The sequence below is a fragment of the Microcoleus sp. A006_D1 genome (assembly GCF_036702805.1).
In the GTDB taxonomy this organism is placed as follows: domain Bacteria; phylum Cyanobacteriota; class Cyanobacteriia; order Cyanobacteriales; family Microcoleaceae; genus Microcoleus.
On record NZ_JAUBVZ010000010.1, the window covers coordinates 180439 to 194399 of the forward strand.

General features: G+C 49.3%; 13 protein-coding genes. 6 read left to right on the top strand and 7 right to left on the bottom strand.

Going from position 1 to position 13961, the window contains the following annotated elements:
• Positions 1-26 precede the first annotated feature (26 nt).
• Positions 27-749 (bottom strand): hypothetical protein, encoded by a 723-nt coding sequence (locus QUB68_RS19305; protein WP_332995477.1) that lies wholly within the window; start codon positions 747-749, stop codon positions 27-29.
• A 422-nt stretch (positions 750-1171) separates the two neighbouring features.
• Between QUB68_RS19305 and QUB68_RS19310 the strand changes: the two genes are divergently transcribed.
• On the top strand, positions 1172-1651 hold the full coding sequence (locus tag QUB68_RS19310) for a rhodanese-like domain-containing protein (protein ID WP_332995479.1): 480 nt from the start codon (positions 1172-1174) through the stop codon (positions 1649-1651).
• Between the two features lie 168 nt (positions 1652-1819).
• Here the strand turns inward: QUB68_RS19310 and QUB68_RS19315 are convergent, their stop codons facing one another.
• From QUB68_RS19315 to QUB68_RS19335, 5 genes are all read right to left on the bottom strand, one after another.
• Complete coding sequence (locus tag QUB68_RS19315) at positions 1820-2236, bottom strand: bis(5'-nucleosyl)-tetraphosphatase (protein ID WP_332995480.1); 417 nt, start codon at positions 2234-2236, stop codon at positions 1820-1822.
• A 180-nt stretch (positions 2237-2416) separates the two neighbouring features.
• Entirely contained in the window at positions 2417-3145 is a 729-nt protein-coding gene (locus tag QUB68_RS19320) for a peptidase (protein WP_332995482.1), read from the bottom strand.
• 101 nt (positions 3146-3246) lie between these two features.
• Positions 3247-3486, bottom strand: coding sequence for a preprotein translocase subunit SecG (secG, locus tag QUB68_RS19325; protein ID WP_332995483.1), 240 nt, complete (start codon positions 3484-3486; stop codon positions 3247-3249).
• A 329-nt stretch (positions 3487-3815) separates the two neighbouring features.
• Positions 3816-5417: a 2,3-bisphosphoglycerate-independent phosphoglycerate mutase gene (gene gpmI, locus QUB68_RS19330; RefSeq protein WP_332995484.1), complete on the bottom strand. Its 1602-nt coding sequence runs from the start codon at positions 5415-5417 to the stop codon at positions 3816-3818.
• A gap of 538 nt (positions 5418-5955) precedes the next feature.
• Entirely contained in the window at positions 5956-6603 is a 648-nt protein-coding gene (locus tag QUB68_RS19335; RefSeq protein WP_332995485.1) for a retropepsin-like aspartic protease family protein, read from the bottom strand.
• A 226-nt stretch (positions 6604-6829) separates the two neighbouring features.
• On the opposite strand from QUB68_RS19335, the gene QUB68_RS19340 reads away from it, so the two are divergent.
• From QUB68_RS19340 to cax, 5 genes are all read left to right on the top strand, one after another.
• Positions 6830-8359 carry a hypothetical protein gene (locus tag QUB68_RS19340; protein WP_332995486.1) on the top strand — a complete coding sequence of 510 codons (1530 nt, stop codon included), beginning with the start codon at positions 6830-6832 and terminating at the stop codon, positions 8357-8359.
• 44 nt (positions 8360-8403) lie between these two features.
• Positions 8404-9141 carry an MORN repeat-containing protein gene (locus QUB68_RS19345; RefSeq protein ID WP_332995487.1) on the top strand — a complete coding sequence of 246 codons (738 nt, stop codon included), beginning with the start codon at positions 8404-8406 and terminating at the stop codon, positions 9139-9141.
• Between the two features lie 48 nt (positions 9142-9189).
• Entirely contained in the window at positions 9190-9813 is a 624-nt protein-coding gene (locus QUB68_RS19350; protein WP_332995489.1) for a DUF6391 domain-containing protein, read from the top strand.
• A 329-nt stretch (positions 9814-10142) separates the two neighbouring features.
• Complete coding sequence (locus tag QUB68_RS19355) at positions 10143-10562, top strand: hypothetical protein (protein WP_332995490.1); 420 nt, start codon at positions 10143-10145, stop codon at positions 10560-10562.
• 297 nt (positions 10563-10859) lie between these two features.
• The gene (gene cax / locus QUB68_RS19360; protein ID WP_332995492.1) at positions 10860-11951 is read left to right on the top strand and encodes a calcium/proton exchanger; all 1092 of its coding nucleotides are present in this window, start codon (positions 10860-10862) and stop codon (positions 11949-11951) included.
• A 190-nt stretch (positions 11952-12141) separates the two neighbouring features.
• On the opposite strand, the gene QUB68_RS19365 is transcribed toward cax, so the two are convergent.
• Complete coding sequence (locus QUB68_RS19365; RefSeq protein ID WP_332995494.1) at positions 12142-13830, bottom strand: DUF655 domain-containing protein; 1689 nt, start codon at positions 13828-13830, stop codon at positions 12142-12144.
• Positions 13831-13961: the final 131 nt, after the last annotated feature.

Below are 13961 nucleotides of genomic sequence, written 5' to 3' on the forward strand. Positions count from 1 at the left end.
AAACTACAAAAAGATTCAGGGCAATTTTAGGCGTTCAAGCGCTTGGCGTAGTTACGAAATCCAACGCCAGAGATGGTGATTGAGTCCTCGCGTTTGTCTGGGGTAATGTCTGGTATTTCTCCGGACATTAGCTGAAAAATGTCATTAGCCTGCATTTCCAGCAGCCACTCATTAAACTGAGAACGGCTGACTTTTTCCCCAATTTCTCGCCGCATCCGATAAATCGGTACCAAATCGTCAAAGTTGTAATCCCGGTTCAGCCGATCGTACACATCGATCGCCACAGCCTTAAAATCGTTGTATGATGCGATCGCCCCTCCAGCCTTCTTACCCGTCTGCACAGCAACACTCGCCGCACCATCCTGAACCCGAATCCACTTCAGCAAAGCATTTCCCAGCCGAGTACCGATTTGAGAACCATCAAACTCAAACAGAGAATCAGCACTTTTCAGGCCATCCGCCAAAACCTCTTTCCCCTTCGCGCTCAACTCCACCCGCGTCACCCGATTTACCAGCGAATACTCAATCGCCCCAGATTCCTGCAACTCACCGAGCACACCCAGATATCTCTGACTCGTCTCATTAGTCCGCACAATCCGCTTAGTCAAATCCCCCTTTTTAACCGGAATCTTCCCGCCCGTCAAATCCCACAAATTCAGGAGCACCCGAACTTTCGCCTTCGCATCCCAAACCGCTTGTTCTTGGGGTGTCAAAGTTTTAGGCACCGCAATTTCATTTTTCTCAGACATATCCATACCTTTAAATACCTATTGTTAGTATCAAATCTTACCAGGAATCTTGTTGAAAAATATCTAAACTTTTCAGTAAAATAGCGCACGAGGCTGCGAACAACCTATGCAAATTTCATTTAAAAATCATTGGGATTGACTAAAGTGTGATTATTTGATACAATGACAGATCGGACGAGCGATGCACTTCAAATTATTCATAGTCAATAAGATCGATCGTACATTTCTATCAAAACAATCCGGCTCAAAGCCAGCTACAGCTTAGCAAACTCAACAAATATAGCGCTCCCAACCGCAGTCAACCACAAACAATTCAGCTTAACTGCGACTTTAGTTCAATACCCGATTCTTCCTTTAGAAAGACGAATTCAACCTACACATCTTGTTACATTGCAATCAAAGCATTGAACAACACTTTACCCATGAAAACTATTCCCGACCAAATTGCAGATATCAAAGAAAAACTTCCCGACCTTACTCCCACCCCTCCCGGTTTAAAAGCCCAAGCATCCAGCCACGACCTCAAAGCTCGCTTAGATTGGGGCGAACCCGGACTCACAATCATCGACGCCCGCGACTTTGAAAGCTTCGACAAAAGCCGCATTACTGGCGCCGCACCAATGCCAATCGACGAATTAGTAGAGCGAGCAAAATCCAGCCTAGATTCCAATCGCGACATCTACATCTACGGCGAAACCGACCAACAAACCGCCGAAGCAGCCAATCTTCTCCGCGCAGCCGGCTTTACAAAAGTAGCCGAACTAAAAGGCGGAATTCCTGCTTGGAAAGCCATCGACGGCCCCATCGACGGCGCTGTCGAACACGGTACTCCCGGCCCCGATGCCTACAACGTTTTCGCTCGCCTGCAACATCACGCCAAAGCACAAAAAATCAACAAATAATCTGAGATTGGCGGCCGAATTCGCCAACAAAATCTAACACTTAAGAAACCCGGTATCGCAAAAGTTACCGGGTTTCTCAATCATAAATTATACCAAATCCGTCTTAAATTTTCTTAGTCGGCGTCCGGCGGACTTCGTTTGTGTAGACGCGGTTTCAACCGCCGAGTCTTATCTCCCGTCCAAATATGCCTTAACTTCCTCGAACATTAAGCGGTTGGCATCAAAAGTAATTAACTTAATAGCTTCCTCACCAGAAACCCAAGCAGAATTTTGAACTTCCTCCACTTGCAAAACCACATCCATCGAACTGACAAAGCCTAAAAAATAAGTCACAGTTTTGTCAATCTGCTCCCCATCCTTAACAAAAGAATAATGTTCCGTAAAACTCGGCTCCTCCAGCATTTCAAAATCGGATATCCCAGTTTCCTCCGCAAATTCCCGCCTAGCGGTTTCCGCTGGAGATTCACCCGGATTCGCGTGACCTTTCGGAAACGCCCAATGTCCGGCTTGATGTTGAATTAACAAAAACAAACTATCAGCTTCCTTGCCAAAAATCGGCACAATTCCAAAACATTCATCTTTCATTGTTTTTTTTCTATTAATTATCCTGTTCTAGATAAACAGTTCCCATAGTTTCGGGGCTGACTCATGGGTGGCGAGAAACCCGGTTTCTCCGAAATTTTGCGTCTCCTAACGAAAAATATCTTAAGAAACCGGGTTTCTGAGGTCACGAATGTTATAACGGAAACGATATTACACGCAAAACTACAATTTCCATCCCAACCGAGTGGGCTGTTCATAAACCCGCTTCAAAGTATTAACATCCCTCGCAGAAATAGCCGGAGGATTCCCCACATGAGAAAAATATAGCACATCAGTTTCCATCAAACTGTGGCCCCAAATTCCCAAAGCGTGCCCCAACTCATGCCGCGCCGTCGCTGGAATATACTTACCCACTTGATTCGGATTCAAATACACCGAAAACCGATGAGATAAAACAGTTTTATCCCCATCCCGACGATTGTACAACTCATAGGTAGATTCCCCAGAGCGCGATCGCAAAACCCCTTGACGCAAAGGCGGAGCCTGACGTACAATTCTAATATCAGCCACCTCCGAACTATCCACCACTTCCAAAGGCAAATAAACCGCCCATTCCCTGACAACATCCAAAACAGCCGCTATCCATGCTTGAGACTTATTAGCATCAACCGGATCAATATAAACCTGAATCGGAAACTTCGACCACAGCAAATGACCAAAATTCGGTTGCTTAACCTGGTCAAAATAATCACCGCTATCCGTTGAATCTTGCCAATTGGCCAGCGTTGGCGGCAAAGGGTGAACCTGTGGAGACGGCAAACTATTCGCCAGAGGAGAAATACTCAGCGCCAGAGTATTAACCTGAGTAAAAATTATCAGGCTAAAACAACATAAAGCCAATCCCAAACCGCCCAGAAATCGAGACTTTCTTCTAACTTTCCAGAACCGCATTTTGATGACCGCAGATACACAAAAACAAACGCAGATAAATTCAGATTATATCAACTTCATCTGCGTTCATCTGCGTTAATCTGCGGTTAAAAATCCTAATCTTACAACTTAGGAGTCAACCAACCAGCACTCAAAATTACAGTCAAACCCATAAAAACAATAGACAGACCCCAAGTAATTCGGTTCAGACTCGTTTCCGCACTCTTGGCGCTGGTAAACAATTGAGCTTGTCCGCCAATCCCTCCAATGCCATCGCCTTTAGGACTGTGTAGCAACACCAAAATCACAAGTCCTAAAGCAGATACAGACCAGATAACTTGTAACACAGCAACAATATTCATAATTCGGGGTAATTGGTAATTAGTAATCCGTAATTCATGATTATATCAAATTCGGTCGATCGCACACAACCTCCTCCGGGACACCGCACGGCCTTTCCGAAAGTGTCAACAATCGCCTGGAAATCTTTGTATATCTCGTTCGCAGCCGAGGCCAGATCCCCCCTAGCCCCCCTTAAGAAAGGGGGAACCGGAGTTTTCTCAAAGTCCCCCTTGCTTTCGGGGGATTTAGGGGGATCGGGCCTCGGCTACAAACGACACTTATCAAGGGTTTTAGTCTTAAGTTGACACATATCGCCACTGCCTAAGTCCCTACCTGCCGCCCAGACTTGCTACAGCCGCACCCGCACCGGAGTGCGATTAGCGCGAACTTCAAAATTAGCGGATTCAATCATAGACTTTCCCGTCATCTCCGGGGGCTGAGGCAACCTCAACAACTCCAGAATCGTCGGTGCAATATCAGCCAAACAGCCGTCCGCCCTCAGAGGAACATCCGTTCCGTGAGCCGGAATCTTCAGACCCTCGCCTTCTACCAGAATAAACGGCACCGGGTTAGTCGTGTGAGCCGTCCAAGGATTCCCATTCTCATCGAACATCACCTCAGCATTTCCGTGGTCAGCAATAATAATTGCCGTTCCCCCAGCTTTGGAAATCCCCACCAACAGCCGCCCTAAACATTTATCCACAGTTTCGATCGCAATTATCGTCGCGTCCATCATCCCCGTATGGCCAACCATATCCGGGTTAGCGTAGTTAAGCACCACAAACGAATAAATACCCTTGGACAAAGCCGCCAGCGCCACATCCGTCACCTCGGCGGCGGACATTTCCGGCGCTTCATCGTAAGTCGCCACCATCGGACTCTGCACCAATTCCCGGTCTTCACCCTCAAAAGGCTCTTCCAGACCCCCATTAAAAAAATAAGTCACGTGAGCGTACTTTTCAGTTTCCGCTGTCCGCAACTGCCGCAAACCGTGTTTAGAAATCACCTCGCCCAGAATATTGTTCAAATTCTGCGGTTCAAAAGCCACCAGTACCGACGACAGTTTTGGGTCGTACTGAGTAAAACTCGCAAAAGTCAGCGGCTCAATTAACTGCCGTTCAAACCCATTAAAATTCGCAGCTACAAAAGCCTGTGTCAATTCTCTAGCCCTGTCGGGGCGAAAATTGAAGAAAATCATCCCATCCCCGGATGCCACGGCACCTGGGGCAATTCGAGTCGGAATTGCAAACTCGTCGGTCACTCCTTCAGCATAGGAGGCCTGCAACACATCAACTGCCGATCGACCGTCAGGCGCTCCCTCAATCGTCATCACCTCGTAAGCGCGCCGCACCCGATCCCAGCGTTTGTCCCTGTCCATCGCGTAATAGCGGCCGCTGATGGTAACAATTCTGCCTACTCCTACCTGTTCGATATAACCTTCAATCTTGCCTAGAGCTTCGACACCCTCTTTCGGAGTAGTATCGCGGCCGTCGGTAATCGCGTGAATGCAAACCTCAGAAATTCCCTGCGCCTTTGCTAGCTTCAGCAAACCCAAAATGTGACTCAGATGCGAGTGTACCCCGCCCTCGGAACAAAGACCAGTCAGGTGCAACTTGCCACCCCGACAGCGCACTTTCTCGCAAAGCTGAACCAGCGCCCGGTTGTTGAGCAAAGAACCGTCTTCGACAGCATCCGAGATCCGCACCAACTCTTGAGGAACCACGCGGCCTGCACCCAGATTCAAGTGACCGACTTCCGAGTTGCCCATTTGCCCGTCTGGAAGCCCTACCGCCCGACCCGATGTCTTAATCAGAGTTCTGGGATAAGCGGCCCAGAGACTGTCCATCACGGGTGTTTTTGCGGCGGCGATCGCATTTCCGTCTTTTTCTTCACGATAACCCCAGCCATCTAGAATAATCAGCACTACAGGAGATACAAACGTTTGTGCCATGCGAATACCTTATTTACAATAATTAATTTCTCGATCGTCATCAGTTCCGATTTTTTGGTGGAACATCTTCCGCTAATCAGTTTACAGATTTTGTAGGCTCCGGCACAACCACGCCAACCAAAATTCCCTCAGCCACAGCATTTTGGGAACTAATTTCGACCCGAGCGGCGAATTGTTTAATTGATTGCCTTGCCTTGAACTGTGAATCCACAGTCGCAGACTGTTACCGAACTCACCAACGGCGACTGTGCTTTTGCGGCCGGATTTTCACGAATTGTTCAACGGTCAGTGGCTCTGGAAACTATCAAGAGAATACCACACTTGGCGGACTTTTGCTACTGCCTCAAGAAATAAATTAAACAGCCTTGACGAAAGCTGCGAATAACTTTACCAGAAAGAATTGGTTTCAAGCCTCCACCCTTGTAGGGAGAAATTAAAATCAGACGATTCATTACTCCGATCCTCTTTTTTCCAGGTAGAGTTCGCCCTCATCTGTCAACTGTCAACTGTCAAAATCGGTTTCCGAATCGGCTCGCTCTTAGCGGACATAAAACTCTACAACATCTTTTTTAATTTTCACATCGTAATTGCCAAAGAAATCGTGACCGAGCAGACCAATTTCCATTTGTTTAGCGATCGCCACTTCGACATTTTGGATCGCAGCACCCCCAACTCGAATCGATCGCACTACACCGATGGGGAACTCGACAACGCTACCGTCAGCGATCCCCGCTCTCCCGATGCCCACGGGCCTCACTCCCAGTGCAGTAGCCATCCGCTGAGTAATCAAAGTGCCGCTCGCCCCGGTATCGACAATCATCTCAAAAGTCTTGTTGCCGTTAAATACTACGTCAATCACCGGTGTCCCGCCAGCACGGCGCTTGATTTTAGCTTGAAATACCTTTTGATTCCCCCCAGAAGCCGGTTGATTTCCCGGCGGTTGGGCACCAGGATTGGACGATCCCCGGCGAAACTGAGAGTACACATTGCCCTGTGCCGCTCCCGAGGCTGTTAAAGTGCGATCGAGCTGCTGGAAACTCATATCAGGTACCAATGCCATCACCTTAGTTTCAGGCTGTGAACCAGCATCCACATTGCCACCTCCCACCGAGCCAACTGCCACCAAAACCGCCGCCGAAACAATGCCCGATCGCCAAATCCGCTTCAGAATCACTTTTGCCACCATTACAATGCCCTCATTGATTCAATCTGTGCAAGAACCGCCACCATTGATATCCTAACCTGCTCCCGAAAACCCAGCGCTTGCTTCCACCTCCCACGATCGGCAAAACTTGGCAATTTAAAAGCGATCGCATACCATCAAACACAGGTAAACTGAAAATCGGCAAATAGCAGCAACTGCGCTTGCCATTTGGATCACTTAAAGGTCAGGCGTTTGGGGGCGATCGGCAATGCGTAAACTTTTATATTTTGCAACTATCGGAATGCTGGCTTTCTCGATCGGAGGATGCGGCGGCGACGGGGGCGGCAACACGGCCAGTCCCACTCCTAGTCCTACTCTCAGTCCCGGTGCAGGCTCTGGGACACCGGCAGCCAAGGCTCCGGGAACTCCAGGGGCCGCGGCCAGTCCCACCCCAGGAGCTCAGACATTCCCCTCCCCTGTAGTAGCGGCCCAGCCCCCCGGCTTGATCCGGCCCACAAACCCCGACGAACGCGCCAGACAAGCTCAAACAGACATCGAGGGCAAAAAGACAGCACCGGGAGAGGCCTCAAACCGCAAGGCAATTTCACAGACCACGCTCCCGGGCAAAGCCAGTGACCCATTCTCAGTCCTTCCCCCTCAACCGCTGAGAACAGACGGCGGCAGCACAGGCAACGACCTCCCCAACCTGCCAGTCCGACAAGTGCCAACTCTGCCCAAGCTGCCCGACGAGAAAAACCCGCCTCAGTGGACGCCAGCACAGCGATCGAGCGCAGGGGGCGGCGCAATTGCCGAACTTCCCGAATCCCAAAGCCCCGCAGCGGTGTCCAGTCTTCCCAACCTGCCCTTAACCTCCATACCCCCCCAATGGAGACCGCCAATTTCGGCGCGTCCCCAAGCAACCCCCGGACGCCCCGGCACCAGACCGGGACGCCCCGGAGCCAGACCCGCAGGTTCCCCAGACATCGCAGGAGTTCCCGCATCAATACCCGGACTGCCTTCCCTACCGGGCGTGCCAACAGCCCCCGGCGGACGCCCCGGTGCAGCCCCCAGACGCCCCGGCACCAGACCTGCGGGCGCCCCAAACATCGCAGGCTCTCCCGCATCAATACCCGGACTGCCCTCCATACCGGGCTTCCCAACAGGCACCACGGGACAGCAGCCAGCCGGCGGACGCCCCGGAGCCAGACCGACGGGTGCCCCAAACACAGCAGGCTCTCCCGCATCAATACCCGGACTGCCCTCCATACCGGGCTTCCCAACAGGCACCACCTCCGGCACCCAAGGGACACCGAGACGACCGGGAGCAACACCGGCACGACCGGGAGCAACACCGGCACGACCAAGAGCGATCGCCGCTCGACCGCCCGGCCCGCCTCGCCCTCCCACAATTCCCAACATCGCTACCAGAGAACTCCCCGGTCTGCCCAAGCTGCCAGAATTAACGCCGCCGCCCTCCTGGCAAGACCCGAACCCACCACCGCCCCCACCGGCTCCGGCACCGCCACCGCCTCCGCCTTCGACAGATAATGCCAAAGGAGTTGAAGTTAGTGGCGTAGTCAGAGTTGGTAATGACATACTGGTAATTGTGAAAGCACCTAACGAACCAACAAGTCGATATATCAAAGTAGGACAGCGGATTGCCAGCGGGCAGGTGCTGATCAAACGGGTTGATTTCAAATCAGGAACCGACCCGATTGTGGTTTTAGAAGAAAACGGTGTAGAGGTTGCCAAAATTGTGGGAGAAAAATCTCCCCGAGTTGCCCAAAACCCTGTTTAATGCAAAATTTACCTCAATCCTTAGAAAAAAAATTGAGAACCGTCATGCTTCGCTCAATTCAAAAACTCGGAATACTGATTTTGGTTAGTTCGGGAGTAGGATGCCTCTCAGTGGTAGCCAACACTCAGTCGTCATTGGCGGCGCCAGCAGCAGAACAAAAGCGCCCTCCCGCTTGCGAAGGCTCTCCCCCCAACGGTCGAGTCAGATGTAACTACGAAAATGGCGACAATTATGAAGGAAATTTCGTCAACGGCAGACCTCAGGGACAAGGAGTATACGTATACTCCAAGGGCGATCGCTACGAAGGACAGTTTCGTAACGGCGTTCCCAACGGTCAAGGCACATTTTTGTTCGCCAACGATGACCGCATGGTGGGAGAGTTCCGCAACGGTCTGATCGTTAGGGGAGAAGCTATTTTTGCCACGGGCGATCGCTACAGGGGAACATTTGAAATTGTTCAACAAGTAGGTGGCGGCGCTAGTAGCAGTCAGCCGCACGGTCAAGGGCAGTTTATCTTTGCTAGCGGCGATCGCTACGCCGGACAGTTTTTCGCAGGAAACCCGTTTGGTAGGGGAGTGTTCACGCGATCGGACGGGACGCGCTGCGACGGTCAGTTTTTCAACGACAAGCTAGACGGCAAAGGTAATTGCAGCTTCCCAAACGGCATTCGCTACGAAGGCGAACTGCGTAAGGGACTGCCTCACGGTAGAGGCGTCATTACAGATGCTAAAGGCAGACGCTTTCCCGGAGAGTTTCGCGCAGGCAAGCGCGTTCAACCGTAAATCGAGCCTCTAAAAATTAAGATCGGACATTAGTGGAGGGCTTTGGACATGACGACAAATGCTGCTTCTGGCTCTGGGCACACCAGCGAATTTCCTTTTGACTTTGCCCCGCAGCGGACTCAAGATGCCGAGTTATTGCGGCAACTCGATTTTGTGCCCGGTTTGAAGGAAGTCTTGACTTTGCGCCAAGTTCATGCTTTGGAACACGCTACGGTTTGGGTACTCAGCCAATCTGGCGGTACGCCGACAGCAAGAGCCGATAATCAGTTATTGGGCGGGATGTCCACAGAACAAGGATTTTATCTGTACGGCCGCGTTAACATTGCACAGTTGCGCCATGCAGTGCAATCGGCTTTGCAGCGGATTGCCAGCGGAGAGTGGGATTTAGCCGTACATCCCCGCTGCGGCACTAATTTGTCGGTGGCAATGCTGCTGACTGCTGGACTTGCTGTCGGGATCAATTTAGCCCTGCCCAAGGGGCCCATCCTGCAACTTTTGGGTTTGGGTGCGGCGGCGACTGCGGCGGCTCAGTTAGCTCCCGATGTGGGAGCTCTGGCTCAGCGCTACCTGACAACTGCTATTCCGTTTAATTTGAGTATTGTTGATATTTCTGTAAGTCACGACTTCTGGGGACGCGAGGCTCATTTTGTGCGGCTGCGTTGGGTTGAATAGTTGCTGCGGGAATGGGAGAGTGGGAGAGGGAGGAGTCAGAGATGGGGAGATGAGAAAAATCTTATTTCTTCCTTCTTTCTTCCTTCCTTTTTTTGATGCTTCCTTCTTAATACCAAGCGTGAAAAAGTCTTGCTACAGTGATTACTTCTATACAAATTATCTGTCTGTAGCGTAACTTCCCGCCGGACACGGCAATGCCGTTTCCCTACAGATGAGATCTTCTAATTTTTCTGTAGCAATATTTTTCATAATTGGTATTGCTTCTGCTTTGTTTCTGCGTTTAATTAGTGATTTTAAGTCAGGGAAATCTCAGATCATCCAACAAAATAATGTGCAAAAGGGCGATCGACAAAACCAGTCTAGCAAGTCTACTCGCTGTTACCTTAGCCATAGCAGGAAACAGCTTTTTGCCTTTCGCCAACAATCCGAGTTTGGCTGGCGAAATCGCCCAAACTAACGAACCAGAAAGAGTTCCTGACGGCAAGATGGTTCCCGTTAATGGCAAAGCCAATGTGAGATTAACAAATAAAACGAGCGATCGACTATTTTATCAAGTAGTGGGACAAACTAACCGCCGCACTTTAGCCGAAAATTCAACAGTCGCGCTGCAAGCATTGACACTACCCCCCTCAGTTTTATTTAGGCGACAAGACGGTGCATTATTGAAAGTGAGTTTGAAACCTGTTGGCGAAGGAACATTGACACTCCCCGGCTTAAAAGCGCGGGGATTCTTGCTTCACGGGGAGTAAGCATCACTTTACCCTCCACAAGCATACACGGACTGCCCGACCGCATTTGAAATGATTTACTCGATTTCTTGTTTCTCTTTCCTACACGGTAGTCGCACGTAGCTGAGCATTGTAGTTGGGGAGAACCCAATATTGGCTATCTAGGCGTAGCGACCGCATTGCCATTTACATTTTAACACATTTATCTAAAAATCCTTCCTAGAAGGACGGGGGTTTAGACCCATTTTTTCGGTAAAATCAAGTTGGCGATCGCCCTGACAACTCCACTTCACCCTTTAATACAGCATCCGAGTTCCTATGTCAATCAAAAAAATTCTTTCCATAGCGCTGCTAGTTTTCATCCCCATTTCCATCGCCGCCGAGTATTTGCACTGGGGCTCCCTCACAGTTTTCATCACATCCGCTTTAGGCATTATACCTCTGGCGATTTGGTTGAGCACAGCAACAGAAGAAGTGGCGATCGTCACAGGGCCCTCCATTGGCGGCTTATTAAATGCAGTCTTCGGCAATGCTACGGAATTAATTATTGCCATAGTTGCCCTGAAAGCCGGCTTAATTGATATTGTGAAAGCCAGCATCACCGGCACAATTATCAGCAACTTGCTCTTAGTTATGGGATTTTCCATGTTGCTAGGAGGAATCCGGTATAAAGAACAAGAATTCAAGCCAATTATCGCGCGGGTGAACGGTTCTACCATGACTCTAGCAGTGATTGCGATTCTGCTGCCGACAATGGTAATTTACACATCCAATGGAGTGGAACCCGCAGCCATTCAGAATCTTTCGTTAATAACTGCGATCGTCCTAATTGCAGTTTACGCGCTAACACTGCTATTTTCCTTAAAAACTCACAGCTATCTTTACGAAGTCGGCATACTAGAGTTAGAAGATTCTGAAAATACCGATGAATCAACTGCACACAAACCGAATTTGTGGCTGTGGATAGGAGTGCTAGTTGCTTCAACTATTGCCGTTGCTTTTGAATCAGAAATTTTCGTGGGTGTTGTCGAAGAAACTACTAAAGGATTGGGATTGACACCGCTGTTTACAGGCGTAATTCTGTTACCAATTGTGGGCGGCGCGGCGGAATACGTAACGGCGGTGGGAGTTGCGATGAAAAACAATATGGATTTGTCAGTTTCCGTGGCGATGGGTTCGAGTTTGCTAGTTGCTTTGCTGGTAGCGCCGGTGTTGGTGATTATCGGATTAGTGATTCATCAGCCGATGGATTTAAACTTTAATCCGTTTGAAGTGGTTGCAGTTGCCATTGCGGTGACAATCGCTAATCTAATTAGTCTCGACGGGCGCTCTAATTGGCTGGAAGGAGTGCTGCTTTTAGCAACATATATTGTGTTGGCCGCAGCATTTTATTTTCACCCGATTACTTGAAGCAATAGACAAGATTGCAGAAGTTATTTGCATCAAATTTTGGGATGGGCATCTTGCCCGTCCCACAAGACAAACAATTTTGTGGGATGGGCATCTTGCCCGTCCTAAACTTTTTGTACTATAAGGAAAAAAAATTTTGTGGGATGGGCATCTTGCCCGTCCTAGCTATTTTTGCAATCTTTTCTAGTCTTTAAAATGCGACTAAATCGCGCCACTTGTCTACAGTCTTGGTTCCAACTCCTTGCAACCTTTCCACATCTTCCCAAGACTCAAAAGGCTGCTTTTCCCGTGCTGCAATAATTTTCTCGGCTAACTTGGGGCCAACCCCTGGCAAAGTTTCTAATTCTTGCTGAGTCGCTGCGTTCAAATTAATTAACTTTTTAGCAGCAATTTGAGGTTTAGGATTCGCAGATTTTGATGCTGCTTGCACTGACTCGCACTCTTTTTTCCTAGCGTCGATTTTCTGCTTGATGCGGGCGGGAATTCCCAGGATTGCACCTTTGTACAGCCGATCGAACTCCCGGTCAAAATGGGCCCCAACTACCGCACTGTCGATCGCCAGCAGCGTCTCATCATTCCCGTGATTTGCAGCCTCACTCCAGTTGTGAGAGCCTGTAATGACCGTTTTGCCGTCGATAACGCCGAATTTGTGGTGCAGGCGATCGCCCATTGGTAACAGCGGCACACCCACCGCAGTCAGCGGCTTTCTCCACGGGCGATTGTCAGATTCCAACCGGCAATCCTGCATCAAAGTCGCCCCCATCATGTCTAAACCTTCGCTGTAAGGGCGATAAATGAAATTTGAGTCAATCAAAGCTCGCACCGCCACACCGCGCCTAGATTCAAGTTCCAGGGTATTTGACAACCGCTGAGCCGAAAATACAAACAGTGCCAAATTAACCGACTGTTTCGCCTTTGCTAAAGTTCGATTTATCAAACTATTGACGCTTGTTTCCCAAGGCAAAGTCGCACTCGTCGGTGAAAATTGCACCGCCACAGTTGCATTCCCAACTCTGAGTTTTTGGACTGAACGAAGCGGCTTTTTGATGCCAAACTTGCTGTCCGGTTTGCCTCCGGGCCCGTCGCCCCACATGATGTTAAATTCTTGAGTAAATATTTGCGCTAATTTAGAACTCTCAATTTTCAGCAAATTATTCGCATTGCCGCGACTTGCTGCTGTCTTGAAATCGCCGTGGATATCACTGGTGGTAAAATTAGCCGAAGTTACGATGACTGTTTTGCCATCAATTACCACAAATTTGTGGTGCATCAAACCGCTGCCTTTACTGCCGTCAGCAGTATCATCAATTATAGGAATTCCCGCATCTTTGAGAATTACTAAAGCATCGTTTTGCTTGATTTCTTCCGGGCTTAATTTGCCATCTTTATTGGTATCGGCGAGTTGCAAAAATTCATTGTAGCGATCACGCTCTCGATCGGGCAATTTCGCTAACTCCTGGGCTGTATAATCGCTCCAAGGGCGACTGTACAGATGTTCGACAATTAATCTCACTTTAATTCCCGATCGCGCGCGATCGACCATTTTTCGTGCAATACCTGGCAAGCGAAACTCCTGAACCGCCATATCTACGGTCGATCCAGCACTTGCTATAGCCTCAGCGACCAACTTTTCTAAATCATCACCAGGTCGAGTTTGCGGGCGATAAGGCTCTGTATAACTCGAAGTGAGGGACTGATTGAAGTATACTTGCAACAAGGGGTCTTGAGGCAGCGGAGCCAAACTGGGAGGCAAATTCTGCACGTCTTGCTTTACTTGTCCGCAGGCCGCCAGGGCGATCGCCATTAGTCCAGCACAGCAAAAACCTGGTAAATTATCATAAAGTACAGTCAGAAAAATTTTAAATTTTATTGAGGTCATCGGTCTATTCACAGTTCAAAGATATTCGGTCAAGCAAAGTTAAAACTATTAAATTTATGAAACGGAATAGATTTTGCGTCTTGTAGAACTGCCTCGATGCCGGAAGCATCACTGGTAGGGTAGCAGCATTC

Bases quoted from the DNA above. Each gene is read 5' to 3' on its own strand.
- QUB68_RS19305 (WP_332995477.1), bottom strand. From the start codon at position 749: ATGTCTGAGAAAAATGAAATTGCGGTGCCTAAAACTTTGACACCCCAA.
- QUB68_RS19310 (WP_332995479.1), top strand. From the start codon at position 1,172: ATGAAAACTATTCCCGACCAAATTGCAGATATCAAAGAAAAACTTCCC.
- QUB68_RS19315 (WP_332995480.1), bottom strand. From the start codon at position 2,236: ATGAAAGATGAATGTTTTGGAATTGTGCCGATTTTTGGCAAGGAAGCT.
- QUB68_RS19320 (WP_332995482.1), bottom strand. From the start codon at position 3,145: ATGCGGTTCTGGAAAGTTAGAAGAAAGTCTCGATTTCTGGGCGGTTTG.
- secG (WP_332995483.1), bottom strand. From the start codon at position 3,486: ATGAATATTGTTGCTGTGTTACAAGTTATCTGGTCTGTATCTGCTTTA.
- gpmI (WP_332995484.1), bottom strand. From the start codon at position 5,417: ATGGCACAAACGTTTGTATCTCCTGTAGTGCTGATTATTCTAGATGGC.
- QUB68_RS19335 (WP_332995485.1), bottom strand. From the start codon at position 6,603: ATGGTGGCAAAAGTGATTCTGAAGCGGATTTGGCGATCGGGCATTGTT.
- QUB68_RS19340 (WP_332995486.1), top strand. From the start codon at position 6,830: ATGCGTAAACTTTTATATTTTGCAACTATCGGAATGCTGGCTTTCTCG.
- QUB68_RS19345 (WP_332995487.1), top strand. From the start codon at position 8,404: ATGCTTCGCTCAATTCAAAAACTCGGAATACTGATTTTGGTTAGTTCG.
- QUB68_RS19350 (WP_332995489.1), top strand. From the start codon at position 9,190: ATGACGACAAATGCTGCTTCTGGCTCTGGGCACACCAGCGAATTTCCT.
- QUB68_RS19355 (WP_332995490.1), top strand. From the start codon at position 10,143: ATGTGCAAAAGGGCGATCGACAAAACCAGTCTAGCAAGTCTACTCGCT.
- cax (WP_332995492.1), top strand. From the start codon at position 10,860: ATGTCAATCAAAAAAATTCTTTCCATAGCGCTGCTAGTTTTCATCCCC.
- QUB68_RS19365 (WP_332995494.1), bottom strand. From the start codon at position 13,830: ATGACCTCAATAAAATTTAAAATTTTTCTGACTGTACTTTATGATAAT.